Genomic DNA, 14743 nt, shown 5'->3' with positions numbered 1-14743 from the left:
CTGATGGCAGACAGCGCCGGGAGGAGCGGACGTGGTCGTTGATGCAGGTCAGGCAGGACGGATCGAAGCGGCCAACCCGTCGTTGCGCGGCTCGAACCAGAGCGGCATGCGCGCCTACAACGAGCGACTGGTGCTGAGCCTCGTCTACGGCCATGGCAATCTGGCGAAATCCGACATTGCCCGGATGACCGGGCTGTCGGCGCAGACCGTGTCGGTGATCATGCGGGCGCTCGAGGCCGAGGATCTCATCGTCAGGGGCAAGCCGGTGCGCGGCAAGGTCGGGCAGCCCTCGGTGCCGATGTCGATCAATCCCGACGGCGCCTACTTCATCGGACTGAAGGTGGGCCGCCGCAGCGCGGAACTGATCCTGCTCGACTTTCTGGGGGAGCCGAAATCCACCCTGCGGGTGAGCTACCCCTGGCCGGTGCCCGAGCAGATCATCGATTTCGTCCGCGGCGGTCTGCAGAGCATGACCGGGGCGCTGGCGCCGGAGTTGCGCGACCGCGTCGCCGGCTTCGGCATAGCGGCACCGTTCCAGCTCTGGAACTGGACCGAGCAGGCCGACGCGCCGCGCGAGGAAATGGACAAGTGGCGCGACGTCGACCTTCGGGCGATGATCGCGCAACTGTGCGAATTCCCGGTCTATCTGCAGAATGACGCCACGGCGGCCTGTTCGGCCGAACTGGTGTTCGGCAGGCACCAGGGGCTGCGCGACTTTTTGTATTTCTACATCGGCACCTTTGTCGGCGGCGGCGTCGTGCTCAACGGCAGCGTCTACTCGGGCCGCTCCGGCAATGCGGGCGCCATCGGGCCGCTGCCGGTGATCGGACCGGAGGGCAAGCCGGTGCAGCTCATCGAGCGCGCCTCGATCATGACGCTGGAGCGGATGATCCGCGCCCGAAACCTCGATCCCTCGCCGCTGTGGAACAGTCCCGAGCACTGGAGCGGCTTCGAGGATCTGGCCACCGAATGGATCCGCGTGGTGGCGCGCGGCCTTGCCCATGCCATCGTCTCGGCCAGCGCCGTGATCGATTTCGAGCAGGCCATCATCGATGGCGGTCTGCCCGCCGGCATCCGCGACCGGATCGTCGAGGAGACGCGGCGCGAAGCGGCGGGGTTCGATCTGCAGGGACTGGTGCTGCCCGCGATCCTGCCGGGCACGATCGGCCCGCTGGCCCGTTCGCTGGGCGCGGCCAGCCTGCCGCTGTTCGACAAGTACCTCATCGACCGCAACATGCTGCTGGGCGAATCCTGACTCCCGGATCTCTCCGGACCCGGCGCCGTCCGCCGGTTTGGCGCAACAAGGGCGGCAATGGCCGAAACGGGACACTGGGCGTCGCGCATTGCACAGCAAAATCCCGCCGGTTTTGATCCGGCCTGACTGGATTTGACTTGCATCGGCTGCTTGAATGGGGATAGTTGAGCTTCCCCGTTGGGAGAAACCGGATCCGTCCGGTGCCGAAGGAGCAACCGCCCCGGAAACTCTCAGGCAAAAGGACCAGCAGGGAACAGGACTCTGGAGAGTGGCGCATATAGCGCCCGCCGAAGGGATAGCAATCTCAGGCCAAAGGACAGAGGGGGCAATTGATCAGGGCGCCAGCACGCCCTTGCGATTGACCCGTGCGCGGCATCCGCCGGCACCCTGATGGAGAGTGCGTGTGACCCACACGGAAGAGCTTCTCAAGACCCCGCTTCATGCCCTGCATCTCGAACTCGGCGCCCGCATGGTGCCATTCGCCGGCTATGACATGCCGGTGCAGTATCCGCTCGGCGTGATGAAGGAACACCTTCACACCCGCAGCCATGCCGGCCTGTTCGACGTCTCGCATATGGGCCAGATCCTCCTCAGGCCGAAGAGCGGCGATGTCCGGGACGCGGCGCTGGCGCTGGAGACGATCACCCCCGTCGATGTCGCGGGGCTTGGCGAAGGACGTCAGCGCTACGGACTCTTCACCAACGAGACCGGCGGACTGAAGGACGACTTCATGGTCGCCAACCGCGGCGACCATCTCTACCTGGTGGTCAACGCCGCCTGCAAGCATCAGGACCTCGCCCTGATCGAGGTCGCCGTCTCCGATGCGTGCGACGTCGAGGCGCGGTTCGATCGCGGCCTGCTGGCGCTTCAGGGTCCGATGGCCGAGGACGCGCTTTCGGCGATCGCGCCCGAGGCCGCCGACATGCGCTTCATGGACGTGCGCCTCATCGACATCAAGGGCATGGAGACCGTGGTCTCCCGCTCCGGCTACACCGGCGAGGACGGCTACGAGATCTCGGTGGCCGCCGAAGACGCCGACCGGCTGGCGCGGCTCCTGCTCGATGACGAGCGGGTGGAGGCGATCGGGCTGGGCGCGCGCGATTCACTCCGGCTCGAGGCCGGCCTCTGTCTCTACGGCAACGACATCGGTCCCGACACCACCCCGGCCGAGGCGGCGCTGACCTGGGCGATCCAGAAGGCGCGCCGCGGCGACGGCGAGCGGGAGGGCGGATTTCCCGGCGACCGCGTCATCCTCGGCCAGCTGGCCCGCGGCGCCGACCGCAAGCGCGTCGGGCTCTCGCCGGAAGGCAAGGCGCCGGTGCGCGGCGGCGCGCGGCTGTTCGCCGGGGCCGAGGGGGGCGAGCCGGTCGGCGCGGTCACCTCGGGCGGCTTCGGCCCAAGCCTCGAGGCGCCGGTGGCCATGGGCTACGTGCCTGCAGCGCTTTCCGAACCCGGAACCCGCCTCTACGCCGATGTGCGCGGCAAGCGGCTGCCGGTCGTCGTCGCCACCCTCCCCTTCGTTCCCAACACCTACAAACGCTGACAGCGGACAGGATCATGACCATGCTGAAATTCACCGAAGACCACGAATGGCTCAAGATCGACGGAGACGTCGCCACCGTCGGCATCACCGCGCATGCGGCCGAACAGCTCGGCGACCTGGTGTTCGTCGAACTGCCGGATGTGGGCAGCAGGTTCGAGAAGGGCGGCGAGGCCTCGACGGTCGAGTCGGTCAAGGCCGCCTCGGATGTCTATTGCCCTCTCGCCGGCGAGATCGTCGCCGTCAACGAGGACATCGTCGGCGATCCGTCGCTGGTCAACACCGACCCGACCGGCGCCGGCTGGTTCTTCAAGCTCAAGCTGGCCGATCCGTCCGATGCCGACGCGCTGCTTGATGAAGCCGCCTACAATTCCCTGATCGGCTGAGGTGCCCATGTCCGTCAAGTTCTCCGCCTACGACCCCTACGACTTTGCCAACCGACGCCACATCGGCCCCTCGCCCTCGGAAATCGCCGCGATGCTCGACACCGTCGGCGCCGCCTCTCTCGACGCGCTGATCGACGACACGGTGCCCGGCGCGATCCGCCAGAAAGCACCGCTCGCCTGGGGCAAGCCGATGAGCGAACGCGAGGTTCTGGACCATCTCAGGCAGACGGCCAGGCAGAACAAGGTGATGGTCTCGCTGCTCGGCCAGGGCTACCACGGCACCATCATGCCGCCGGTGATCCAGCGCACGATCCTCGAGAACCCGGCCTGGTACACCGCCTACACGCCCTATCAGCCCGAGATCAGCCAGGGCCGGCTGGAAGCTCTGATCAACTACCAGACCATGGTCGCCGACCTCACCGGGCTCGACATCGCCAATGCCTCGCTGCTCGACGAGGCGACAGCGGCGGCGGAGGCCATGGCGATGGCGCACCGGGTGTCGAAGTCGAAAAGCACCACCTTCTTCGTCGACCGGGCCTGCCATCGCCAGACCATCGACGTCATCCGCACCCGCGCCGAGCCGCTGGGCTGGAGCCTGGTGGTGGGGGACCCGTTTGCCGATCTCGATCCCGCATCGGTGTTCGGCGCGGTGCTGCAGTATCCCGGCACCAACGGCCATGTGCATGACTTCACCGATGTCATCGCCGGTCTGCACGCAGCCCAGGCCATCGCCATCGTCGCCGCCGATCCGCTGGCGCTGACGCTTCTCAAGTCGCCCGGCGAGATGGGCGCCGACATTGCCGTCGGCACGACGCAGCGTTTCGGCGTTCCGGTCGGCTACGGCGGCCCGCACGCCGCCTACATGGCGGTGCGCGACGCCTGGAAGCGCTCGATGCCGGGCCGGCTGGTCGGAGTCACCGTGGATGCGCGCGGCAACCGCGCCTACCGTCTGGCGCTGCAGACCCGCGAACAGCATATCCGGCGCGAGAAGGCGACGTCCAACATCTGCACCGCGCAGGTGCTGCTGGCCGTCATCGCCTCGATGTACGCCGTCTTTCACGGCCCCGAAGGCCTGCGCGCCATCGCCGGCCGGGTGCACATGAAGGCGTCGCGCCTGGCCTCCGGCCTGAAGACGCTCGGCTTCGCCGTCGAGCCCGAGGCGTTTTTCGACACCATCACCGTGGCGGTCGGGGAGCGGCAGAACGCCATCATCGGCGCGGCACTCGGCGAAGGCATCAACCTGCGCCGCGTCGGCGACGACCGCATCGGCATCACCGTCGACGAACTGACCCGGCAGGCAAACCTGGAAGCCGTCTGGCGCGCTTTCGGCGGCACCCTCCACTACGACAGCACGGATGGCGCCGAGCCCGCCATTCCCGAGGCGCTCGCCCGCACGACGCCGTTCCTCGAGCACCCGATCTTCCACATGAACCGCGCCGAGACCGAGATGACGCGCTACATCCGCCGGCTCTCGGACAAGGACCTGGCGCTGGACCGGGCGATGATCCCGCTCGGCTCCTGCACCATGAAGCTCAACGCCACCGCCGAGATGCTGGCGATCAGCTGGCCGGAATATGCCGACATCCATCCCTTCGCGCCGGCCGACCAGGCGCTTGGCTACAAGCTGATGATCGACGACCTGTCGGACAAGCTCTGCCAGGTCACCGGCTACGACTCGATCTCGATGCAGCCCAATTCCGGCGCCCAGGGCGAATATGCGGGACTGCTCACGATCCGCGCCTGGCACCTCGCGCGCGGCGACACGCAGCGCACCGTCTGCCTGATCCCGACATCGGCGCACGGCACCAATCCGGCGTCCGCGCAGATGGCCGGGATGACGGTGGTGCCGGTCGGCACCCGGCCGAACGGCGACGTCGACCTCGATGACTTCCGCGCCAAGGCGGAAACGCACTCGGCCCGGCTCGCCGCCTGCATGATCACCTATCCCTCCACCCACGGCGTGTTCGAGGAGACGGCGACCGAGGTCTGCCGCATCACCCACGAGCATGGCGGCCAGGTCTATCTCGACGGCGCCAATCTCAATGCGCTCGTCGGCATCGCCCGGCCGGGCGACATCGGCGCCGATGTGAGCCACCTCAACCTGCACAAGACGTTCTGCATTCCCCATGGCGGCGGCGGTCCCGGCATGGGGCCGATCGGGGTGAAGGCGCATCTCGCTCCCTTCCTCCCCGGCCACTTCGCCACCGACGGCCGTCCCGGCGCCGTGTCAGCCGCGCCTTACGGTTCGGCCTCGATCCTGCCGATCTCCTGGGCCTACTGCCTGATGATGGGCGGCGAGGGCCTGACCCAGGCGACGAAGATCGCCATCCTCAATGCCAACTACATCGCGGTCAGGCTGAAGGACGCCTACGACGTCCTCTACACGTCGGCATCGGGCCGGGTGGCGCATGAGTGCATCCTCGACACACGGCCGCTGGCCGAGAGCGCCGGCGTCAGCGTCGACGACATCGCCAAGCGGCTGATCGACTGCGGCTTCCATGCGCCGACGATGAGCTGGCCGGTGGCGGGCACGCTGATGATCGAGCCGACGGAATCGGAATCCAAGGGGGAGATCGACCGTTTCTGCTCCGCCATGCTCGCCATTCGCGCCGAGGCGCAGGCGATCGAGGACGGGCACATGGATCCTCTCAACAACCCGCTCAGGAACGCGCCCCACACCGTCGAGGATCTGGTGGGTGCCTGGGACCGTCCCTATGACCGCGAGACCGGCTGCTTCCCGCCGGGGAGCTTCCGGACGACGAAGTATTTCGCGCCGGTCAACCGGGTCGACAATGTCTATGGCGACCGCAACCTGGTCTGCTCCTGCCCGCCGATGAGCGACTACGCGGAGGCGGCCGAGTAGCTGCTGCTGCCGGGGCAGGCGCGCCGGCCGGTCTTCCGGCACTTCTCCCAAATGTGAGGCCGTAGTCACAAATTAACCGTGACTGCGGCCTTTTGCCGTCCGGTCCGCGAAAATGCGCCCACCCCTTTCAAGGTTTTCCGCATTGTGCTATTGGGAATGAATATTCATTCACTACATGTGCAAACGTGAGGCCACCCACAGGCCCCGGGGAAACGCAGCCATATGGACATCACAGCCGCCGACGCAGCCCAGCTGAAAGTGCTCGATATCCTGGAGCGGGTGAAATCCGTCTTCGCCAGCAAGGGCTTCGACGGTGCCTCGATGCAGGATCTCGCGCAGGCGGCGCAGATGAGCGTGGGCAACTTCTACCGCTATTTTCCCTCCAAGAATGCCATCATCACCGCGCTGGTCGAGCGCGACCTGCAGGACATCGAGGCCACCTTCGAGATGGTCAAGACCTCCGACGATCCGAGGGCCATCTTCATCGCCTGCCTCAGGGAGCGGATCGAGAACCTGCCCATCGAGGACGCCGCGCTGTGGACAGAGATCCAGTCGGCCTCCTTCCGGCTGCCCGAGATCGCCCAGCTCAAGCGCAACATGGAAGAGACCGTGCGGCGCTACATCGTCGCCACGCTCGTGCGCATCCACGGCAGCCAGAGCCCCGCGGAGATGGCGCGCTACGAAACCCAGGCTCATTTCATGATGCTGATGATCCACGGCTTCGCGCAGCGGAAATACTGCACCCGCGACTACACCGACGATGCTGCCACCGCCGCGCTCGGGCGGATGGTACTCGACACGATCGACAAGACACTCCTGGCGCCCGTCGCCGATCCGAACGCCTGATGGAACCCTTTGCCATGCGCTCTCACGCACCCCTCGCCCTTCTGCTTGCCAGCCTCGCCTTCCCGCCGCTGCAGGGCCATGCCGCCGATGCCGCCGCCCCGGCCACGACGGAGGCCATCGCGCCGACGATCATCGCCGTCGCCGCCGTCAACGAGCGGATCGTCGACAAGGTGCTCGCCAACGGCACCGTGCAGCCGGTCGAGGAAGTCCTGGTGCAGCCGCAGCTCGAGGGGCTGGCGATCCAGACGCTTTCCGCCAATGTCGGCGACCTGGTCGAGGCCGGCCAGGTGCTGGCCAAGCTCGCCGACGACCAGCTGATCCTGCAGCGCAGCCAGATGAACGCCAGCCGCGCCAAGGCGCTTGCCGGCATCGCCCAGCTGAACGCGCAGCTGGCCGAAGTCCGGTCGAATGCCAGCGAGGCGCTGAAAGCGCGCGACCGCGCCGCGACGCTCGCCAAGAGCGGCGCCTTCTCCTCCGTCCAGGCCGATCAGGCCGAGGCGGCGCTGACGACGGCGAATGCGCGACTGCTCTCGGTGGAGGAATCCATCAAGGTGGCCCAGGCCGACGTGGCCGTGGTCGACGCTCAGATGGAGGACATCGACCTCAGGCTCGCCCGCACCGAGGTCAAGGCGCCGGTCGCCGGCATCGTCAGCGCGCGCGCCGCCCGCGTCGGGGCCATCGCCAGCGCCTCGGGCAATCCGATGTTCACGCTGATCCGCGACGGCGCGCTGGAAGTGCGCGCCGACGTGGCCGAGACCGACATGCTGAAGATCCGGCAGGGCCAGACGGTGGACGTCACCGTCGCCGGTTCGCCGGAGCCGCGCCTGGGCACGGTCAGGCTGATCGAGCCGGCGCTCGACACCTCGACCCGGCTTGGGCTGGTGCGCATCGAACTGCCGGATCCCGAAGGCCTGCGCTCGGGCATGTTCGCCGAGGCTGCCATCATCGTCGCCGACCGCAGCGGCGTGGTGGTGCCGGTCAACTCGGTCAACATCACGGCCAAGGGCGCGATGGTGCTCAAGCTCGCCGAGGGCCGCGCCCGCAACACGCCGATCACCACCGGCATCCGCAATGGCAGCCGGGTGGAAATCCTCGACGGGCTGAAGGCCGGCGACCTGATCGTCGCCAAGGCAGGCGCCTTCGTGCGCGACGGGGACCGGGTCAATCCGGCGGTCGAAACCGAAAGCGGCCGCGCCGCCGTCGCAACGGAATAGGGGTTCGCCATGAATTTCTCAGCCTGGGCCATCCGAAATCCGATCGCGCCGCTGCTGGCCTTCGCGCTGCTGGTCATCGTCGGCGTGCAGTCCTTCTACAGCCTGCCCATCACCCGGTTCCCGAACATCGACGTGCCGCTGGTTTCCGTCGCCATCTCGCAGCCGGGTGCCGCGCCCTCCGAACTCGAGAGCCAGGTGACGAAGGAGATCGAGGATGCCGTCGCCGGCATCACCGGGGTCGACGACATCTCCTCGACCGTCTCCGACGGCCAGTCGAGCACGGTGGTCAAGTTCCGCATGGAAGTGCCCACCGACAAGGCCGTCCAGGACGTCAAGGACGCCATCGACCGGATCCGCGGCGACCTGCCCGCCTCCATCGAGGCCCCGATCGTCACGCGCATCGATGTCGAGGGACAGGCGATCATGACCTTCGCGGTCGATGCTCCCAACATGACGCTTGAGGAAGCCTCCTGGTTCGTCGACGACACCGTCAAGCGCGCGCTGCAGGGCCAGCGCGGCGTCGGCCGCGTCGACCGCTACGGCGGCGCCGACCGCGAGATCCGGGTCGAGCTCGATCCGGCGCGGCTGGCCTCCTACGGGATCACGGCCGCCGACGTGAACCGTCAGCTGCGCGCGACAAATGCCGATCTCGGCGGCGGCCGCGGCGAAATCGGCGATCGGGAGCAGGCGATCCGCACGCTGGGCAGTGCCCAGAGCGTCGAGACGCTGGAAAAGACGACGATCGCGCTTCCCAACGGCCGCTTTGTCCGGCTGGGCGAACTGGGCCAGATCCGCGACACCTACGAGGAACTCAGGTCCTTCTCGCGCTACAATGGCGGCCAGGTGGTGTCCTTCGCCGTCTTCCGGGCAAAGGGAGCCAGCGAGGTCTCGGTCGCCGAGGTCGTCACCGAAACGCTCGACGACATCCGCGCCAGGAATCCCGGCGTCAAGCTGGTGCCGGTCGACGACACGGTGTTCTACACCTACGGCAACTACGAATCGGCGCTGCACACGCTGACCGAAGGTTCGCTTCTCGCGGTGCTCGTGGTGTTCCTGTTCCTGCGCAACTGGCGCGCCACGCTGATTGCGGCCATCGCGCTGCCGCTGTCGGCGATCCCGACCTTCTATGTCATGGACCTGCTCGGCTTCTCGCTCAACCTGGTCAGCCTGCTCGCCATCACGCTGGCGACCGGGATCCTGGTCGATGACGCCATCGTCGAGGTGGAGAACATCTCGCGCCACATCAAGATGGGCAAGACGCCTTATCGCGCCTCGATCGAGGCGGCGGACGAAATCGGCCTCGCCGTCATCGCCACCACCTTCACCATCATTGCCGTCTTCGTGCCGGTCTCGTTCATGCCGGGCATCCCGGGGCAGTATTTCCGCCAGTTCGGCATGACGGTCGCCGTGGCGGTCATGTTCTCGCTGCTCGTCGCCCGCCTGATCACGCCGATGATGGCCGCCTATCTGATGCGCCCGGGCGACGCCCATGACGAGGGCACCGCAGACGGCTGGATCATGCGGGCCTATACCGGCCTCATCTCCCGGACGCTGCGCTGGCGCTACACGACGCTGCTGGCGGCCATAGCCTCGCTGGTGGTGGCCGTGCATTTCATGGCCCAGGTGCCGGGCTCGTTCCTGCCGCCGGAGGACGTCTCGCGCGTCAGCATCAGCGCCGAGCTGCCCCCGGGCGCCACGCTCGCCGACACCGACAGGACCACCGAGGCCATGCGCGCCATCATCGCGCCGATCGACGGAGTGGAGAATGTCTTCATTCTCGGCGGCACCTCGCCGAAGGGCGAAATGGACATTCGCCGCGCATCGGTCGCCGTTCTCCTGACCAGGATCGAGCACTCGATGCTCAAGAAGGTGGTCAACGGCCTGGCCCATGCCGTGCCCGGCGATTTCATGCCGACGATGCAGGTCAACGGCCGCACACGGTCGCAGGCGGAAATCGAGGCGGAAATCTTCGACAAGCTTGCCGCCGTGCCCGACATCCGCGCCTACAAGCTCAACGACCGCGGTGACCGCGACCTGTCCTACAACGTGATCTCGGTGAGCGAAGCCGACATCAACGAGGCGGTGGCGGCCCTCGAGCCGAAACTCAAGCAGCAGCCGGACCTGTCCAGCGTCAGCGTCTCGGGCGCCCTGCCGCGTCCGGAGGTGCAGATCCGTCCACGCGCCGACGAGGCCGCGCGGCTTGGCGTCACCACCTCGCAGATCGCCGAGACGGTGCGCGTGGCCACCATCGGCGAAAACAGCGCGGCGCTCGCCAAGATCTCGCTCGATGACCGGCAGATTCCGATCCGGGTGCAGCTGGCGCCGCTCTACCGCACAGATATCGACCGCATCGGCAATCTGCAGGTGGCGACGGCCGGCGGCGGCCAGGTGCCGCTGAAATCGGTGGCCGACATCCTCATCACCCAGGGCCCGAGCACCATCAACCGCTTCGACCGTGAACGGCTCGCCACCATCGGCGCCAGCCTGCCGATCGGCGTGGCGCTCGACACCGCCAAGCAGGCCTTCGCCAAGGTCATCGCCGACACCAGGCTGCCGGCCTCGGTCGAGGTCCGGGAATCCGGAGATGCCGAGGTGCAGAACGAACTGCTCGTCAGCTTCCAGAACGCCATGCTGCTGGGCCTGCTGCTGGTGCTGACCGTGCTGATCCTCCTGTTCAAGGACGTCATCCAGCCCTTCACCATCCTGTTCTCGCTGCCTCTGGCGATCGGCGGAGTGGCCGCCGGCCTGATCCTCACCGGCTATGCAGTGTCGATGCCGGTGCTGATCGGCATCCTGATGCTGATGGGGATCGTCACCAAGAACGCCATCCTGCTGGTCGACTTCGCCGTCGAGCTGGTCCGGTCCGGAACCGACCGGGTGGAGGCAATGATCGAATCGGGCAAGAAGCGCGCGCGGCCGATCGTCATGACCTCGATCGCCATGTCGGCCGGCATGCTGCCGTCGGCCATGGGCGTGGGCGAGGGCGGCTCGTTCCGCGCGCCGATGGCGGTGGCGGTGATGGGCGGCATCATCGTCTCGACCGTGCTCAGCCTCGTGGTCGTGCCCTCCTTCTTCCTGATCATGGACGACTTCTCGCGCCTGCTCGGGCGCATCTTCAGCCGCTTCATCGGCCCGAAGGAAGCGGACCCCGCGGTGCTGGAGCCGGAGGCGCTGACGGCCGGCCTGCAGGCCAATGCCGAGGAGATCACGTCCCTGCGCGAACGGCTCGCACGGCTCGAATCGGGTGTCCGCCCGGCACCAAAACTGGTGATGCCGCGCGAGGCGGCCGAGTAGCGGCGCAGCCGTGCTCAGACGCCGAGCAGGCTGGTTTCGATCGCCTCGGTGATATCGCCGGGGCGGCCGGTCCACTCGCTGCGGCCGCGGGCGAGGATGACGCAGCGGTCGGCCAGGTCGCGCAGCTCCCGGAAGGCCTTGTCGACGACGAGGATGGACTGGCCGTCGCGCTTGAGCTCGCCGATGGCCGCCCAGATTTCCCGCCGCACCACCGGCGCCAGCCCCTCGGTGGCTTCGTCGAGAATGAGCAGCCGGGGATTGGTCATCAGCGCCCGGCCGATGGCAAGCATCTGCTGCTCGCCGCCCGACAGCGTCAGGGCCTGCTGGCCCATGCGCTCGCCCAGCCGCGGAAACAGGCCGACGACCCGATTAAGCGTCCAGGCGCCCGGGCGCGCGGCGGCAGTCAGGTTTTCCCTGACATTCAGCGGCCCGAAGCAGCGCCGGCCTTCCGGCACCAGGCCGATGCCGAGACGGGCGGCGCGGAAGGACGGCAGCGGCGCCAGGTCGCGGCCTGCGAAACGCACCTCGCCGCGGCTCGAGCGCAGCATGCGGGTGATCGCCCGGATCGTGGTGGTCTTGCCCATGCCGTTGCGGCCCATCAGCGCCACCACCTCGCCCTCGCCGACCTCGAGATCGACACCGAACAGCGCCTGCGAGGCGCCGTAGAAGGCTTCGAGATTGCGGACCCTGAGCAGCGCCATGCTCACTCCTCCCCGAGATAGGCGGCGCGGACATCCGCATCGGCGCGGATGTCGTCCGGGCTGCCATGGGCGATGACCCGGCCGCCGACCAGCACGGAAATGCGGTCGGCGAGCGCGAAGACGGCGTCCATGTCGTGCTCGACGAGCAGGATCGGCGCCTCGCCGCGGAGCGAATCGAGAAAGCCGATCAGCGCGCCCGATCCCTCGCTGCCGAGTCCCGCCATCGGCTCGTCCATCAGGAAGGCCCTGGGCCTGAGCGCCAGCGCCATGGCGATCTCGAGCAGGCGGCGTTCGCCGTGCGAGAGCTCGGCCGCCGGCACCTGCGCCCGGTCCTGCAGCCCGACGCGACCGAGCGCCGTCATCGCCGCATCGCCAAGCCGGCTGTCGCCCGAGACCTGGCGGACGAAGCCGAAGCCAGATCCCTCGCGGGCCTGAACCGCCAGCATGACATTGCGGCGCACCGAGAAATCCGGGATCAGCGAGGAGACCTGAAAGGTCCGCGCCAGCCCGAGACGGGCCCGGGCCGCCTGGTCGAGACCCTGGAGATCGCGGCCGGCAAAGCGGATGCGGCCGGCGTCGGGCTCGATCTCGCCCGATATCAGCTTGATCAGCGTCGACTTTCCGGCGCCGTTGGGACCGATCAGCGCATGGATCTCTCCGGCGCGCAGGTCGAGATCGACCGCGTCGGACACCTTCAGCGCGCCGAAGCTCCGCGTCACGCCGGACAGCGAGAGAACCGGTTCAGTCATGCCGCGCCCTCCCCGCCGCCAGGCCGATAAGGCCGCCACGCGCAAACAGCACCACGCCGAGCAGCAGCGCCCCCAGAAAGAACTGCCAGTAGTCGCTCACGCCACCGAAGACATGCTCGAAGAGCACATAGATGCAGGCGCCCGCCACCGGCCCGAACAGCCGCCCGGCGCCGCCGAGGATGACGAAGACCATGATCTCGCCCGACATGTGCCAGGACAGCATCGACGGACTGACGAAGCGGTTGAGATCGGCATAGAGCGCGCCGGCAAGCCCGGTGACCATGCCGGAGAGCACGAAGGCGACAAGCCGGATGCGGAAGGGCGACAGGCCGAGCGCCGCCACGCGGGCCGGATTCTGCCGGACCGCCTCGAGCATCGCGCCGAAGCGTGCGCCCGAGATCATCCGCACCAGCGCCAGCACCACCATCAGCACCGCATAGCAGAGCAGGAAGAAGTCGAGCGGCCGGAGCGTGTTGAGGCCGGGGAAGCCGTCGCGGACATAGATCGACAGCCCGTCCTGTCCGCCATAGGCCGGCCAGGAGACGGCGAAGTAGTAGATCATCTGCGCAAACGCCAGTGTGATCATGATGAAATAGACGCCCGACGTGCGCAGGCTGAGCGCCCCGATCATGAGCGCCGCCAGGCCGCTCGCCAGGATGGCCACGAGCCACAGCACCGGCATCTGGTTGGTGGCGGCGATGGTCAGCGGCCAGGTCATCAGCGGCTCATAGGCCTGGTGGTGGCTGGCGATGATGCCAACCGCATAGCCGCCGATGCCGAAGAAGGCGGCATGGCCAAGCGAGATCAGCCCGCCCGAGCCCAACGCGATGTTGAGGCCGACGCCGGCCAGCGCCAGAATCGCGGCGCGGGTGGCGAGCGTGGTGTAGAAGGAGTTGCCCAGCCACTCGGCCATGAGCGGCACGGCGAGCAGGGCCAGCGCGATGGCCAGCGACATGCGCCGCTCGTTGAGAAATTCAGCCATGGGCGGGAAACAACCCCCTCGGCTTGACGATCAGCACCAGCGCCATCAGCACATAGATGAGCATCGAGGCGATTGCCGCGCCCGTGCCGCGCGCCGAGGCGGCATCCATCATGCCGGAAAGCAGGTCGGGCAGGAGAAAGCGGCCCATCGTGTCGACGACGCCGACGATGACGGAGGCGATCAACGCGCCGCGGATCGAACCGATGCCGCCGATGACGATGACGACGAAGGCGAGGATCAGCACCGGTTCGCCCATGCCCACCTCCACCGACTGGATGGCGCCGACAAGCGCGCCGGCGAACCCGGCCAGCGCCGCGCCGAGCGCGAAGACGATCGTGTAGAGGGTGCGGATGTCGATGCCGAGCGCCGAGATCATCTCGCGGTCGGCCTCTCCGGCGCGGATGCGCACCCCGAGCCGCGTGCGGTTGATGAGCAGCCCCAGCCCGCCGGCAACCAGGAGGCCGGCGACGATGATCGCCAGCCGGTAGGCCGGATAGGCAATGCCGCCGGGCAGCATCACCGGACCGGAGAGCATGGCGGGCGGATTGAGGTAGAGCGGCGAGGAGCCGAAGACGAAGCGGGTGGCCTCCGAGAACATCAGCACCAGCGCGAAGGTGGCGAGCACCTGGTCGAGATGGTCGCGGTCATAGAGCCTGCGGATGACGGCGATCTCGACCAGGGCGCCGGCGGCGGCCGAGGCCACCAGGCTCGCAGCCAGGCCGAGCCAGAACGAGCCGCTCCACACGGCGACCGCGGCGCAGACGAACCCGCCGACCATGAACAGCGAGCCATGGGCGAGATTGATCAGCCCCATCACGCCGAAGATCAGCGTCAGCCCGGCCGCCATCAGGAACAGCATGACGCCGAGCTGGAGACCGTTGAGGATCTGCTCCGTGAAGAGGGCGAATGTCAT

11 protein-coding genes and 1 riboswitch are annotated in these 14743 nt (G+C 67.8%); of the genes, 7 read left to right on the top strand and 4 right to left on the bottom strand.

Annotated elements, in window-relative coordinates:
* Positions 1–106: 106 nt before the first annotated feature.
* From DFR52_RS06775 to DFR52_RS06745, 7 genes are all read left to right on the top strand, one after another.
* Entirely contained in the window at positions 107–1255 is a 1149-nt protein-coding gene (locus tag DFR52_RS06775; RefSeq protein ID WP_110031990.1) for an ROK family transcriptional regulator, read from the top strand.
* A 168-nt stretch (positions 1256–1423) separates the two neighbouring features.
* Positions 1424–1511: riboswitch (glycine riboswitch) on the top strand.
* A 147-nt stretch (positions 1512–1658) separates the two neighbouring features.
* Positions 1659–2798 (top strand): glycine cleavage system aminomethyltransferase GcvT, encoded by a 1140-nt coding sequence (gene gcvT, locus DFR52_RS06770; protein WP_110031212.1) that lies wholly within the window; start codon positions 1659–1661, stop codon positions 2796–2798.
* A gap of 20 nt (positions 2799–2818) precedes the next feature.
* Positions 2819–3181 (top strand): glycine cleavage system protein GcvH, encoded by a 363-nt coding sequence (gcvH, locus tag DFR52_RS06765; RefSeq protein ID WP_110031989.1) that lies wholly within the window; start codon positions 2819–2821, stop codon positions 3179–3181.
* Positions 3182–3188: 7 nt separating this feature from the next.
* Complete coding sequence (gene gcvP / locus DFR52_RS06760) at positions 3189–6044, top strand: aminomethyl-transferring glycine dehydrogenase (protein WP_110031211.1); 2856 nt, start codon at positions 3189–3191, stop codon at positions 6042–6044.
* Positions 6045–6266: 222 nt separating this feature from the next.
* On the top strand, positions 6267–6890 hold the full coding sequence (locus tag DFR52_RS06755; protein WP_110031210.1) for a TetR/AcrR family transcriptional regulator: 624 nt from the start codon (positions 6267–6269) through the stop codon (positions 6888–6890).
* A gap of 14 nt (positions 6891–6904) precedes the next feature.
* Entirely contained in the window at positions 6905–8104 is a 1200-nt protein-coding gene (locus tag DFR52_RS06750) for an efflux RND transporter periplasmic adaptor subunit (protein ID WP_158284877.1), read from the top strand.
* Positions 8105–8113: 9 nt separating this feature from the next.
* Entirely contained in the window at positions 8114–11398 is a 3285-nt protein-coding gene (locus DFR52_RS06745) for an efflux RND transporter permease subunit (RefSeq protein WP_110031208.1), read from the top strand.
* Positions 11399–11412: 14 nt separating this feature from the next.
* Here DFR52_RS06745 and DFR52_RS06740 read toward each other — a convergent pair whose 3' ends face one another.
* Genes DFR52_RS06740 through DFR52_RS06725 form a run of 4 tightly spaced genes read right to left on the bottom strand, consistent with a single transcriptional unit; the run spans position 11413 to position 14743 of the window.
* Positions 11413–12099 carry an ABC transporter ATP-binding protein gene (locus DFR52_RS06740; protein ID WP_110031207.1) on the bottom strand — a complete coding sequence of 229 codons (687 nt, stop codon included), beginning with the start codon at positions 12097–12099 and terminating at the stop codon, positions 11413–11415.
* A 2-nt stretch (positions 12100–12101) separates the two neighbouring features.
* Positions 12102–12848, bottom strand: coding sequence for an ABC transporter ATP-binding protein (locus DFR52_RS06735; protein WP_110031206.1), 747 nt, complete (start codon positions 12846–12848; stop codon positions 12102–12104).
* A complete protein-coding gene (locus tag DFR52_RS06730) occupies positions 12841–13830 on the bottom strand; it encodes a branched-chain amino acid ABC transporter permease (protein WP_110031205.1) in 990 nt (329 codons plus the stop codon). Before DFR52_RS06730 ends, DFR52_RS06735 begins: the two co-directional genes overlap by 8 nt.
* Positions 13823–14743: a branched-chain amino acid ABC transporter permease gene (locus tag DFR52_RS06725; RefSeq protein ID WP_110031204.1), complete on the bottom strand. Its 921-nt coding sequence runs from the start codon at positions 14741–14743 to the stop codon at positions 13823–13825. The genes DFR52_RS06730 and DFR52_RS06725 overlap by 8 nt, the downstream gene beginning before the upstream one ends.

This window comes from Hoeflea marina (assembly GCF_003182275.1).
GTDB classification, from domain to species: domain Bacteria; phylum Pseudomonadota; class Alphaproteobacteria; order Rhizobiales; family Rhizobiaceae; genus Hoeflea; species Hoeflea marina.
Note: the sequence above shows the minus strand (reverse complement) of the source record. Positions and strands in the feature narration are given on the sequence as shown.

Bases quoted from the DNA above. Each gene is read 5' to 3' on its own strand.
- DFR52_RS06750 (WP_158284877.1), top strand. From the start codon at position 6,905: ATGCGCTCTCACGCACCCCTCGCCCTTCTGCTTGCCAGCCTCGCCTTC.
- DFR52_RS06735 (WP_110031206.1), bottom strand. From the start codon at position 12,848: ATGACTGAACCGGTTCTCTCGCTGTCCGGCGTGACGCGGAGCTTCGGC.
- DFR52_RS06755 (WP_110031210.1), top strand. From the start codon at position 6,267: ATGGACATCACAGCCGCCGACGCAGCCCAGCTGAAAGTGCTCGATATC.
- DFR52_RS06725 (WP_110031204.1), bottom strand. From the start codon at position 14,743: ATGACATTCGCCCTCTTCACGGAGCAGATCCTCAACGGTCTCCAGCTC.
- DFR52_RS06745 (WP_110031208.1), top strand. From the start codon at position 8,114: ATGAATTTCTCAGCCTGGGCCATCCGAAATCCGATCGCGCCGCTGCTG.
- DFR52_RS06730 (WP_110031205.1), bottom strand. From the start codon at position 13,830: ATGGCTGAATTTCTCAACGAGCGGCGCATGTCGCTGGCCATCGCGCTG.
- gcvP (WP_110031211.1), top strand. From the start codon at position 3,189: ATGTCCGTCAAGTTCTCCGCCTACGACCCCTACGACTTTGCCAACCGA.
- gcvH (WP_110031989.1), top strand. From the start codon at position 2,819: ATGCTGAAATTCACCGAAGACCACGAATGGCTCAAGATCGACGGAGAC.
- DFR52_RS06740 (WP_110031207.1), bottom strand. From the start codon at position 12,099: ATGGCGCTGCTCAGGGTCCGCAATCTCGAAGCCTTCTACGGCGCCTCG.
- DFR52_RS06775 (WP_110031990.1), top strand. From the start codon at position 107: ATGCGCGCCTACAACGAGCGACTGGTGCTGAGCCTCGTCTACGGCCAT.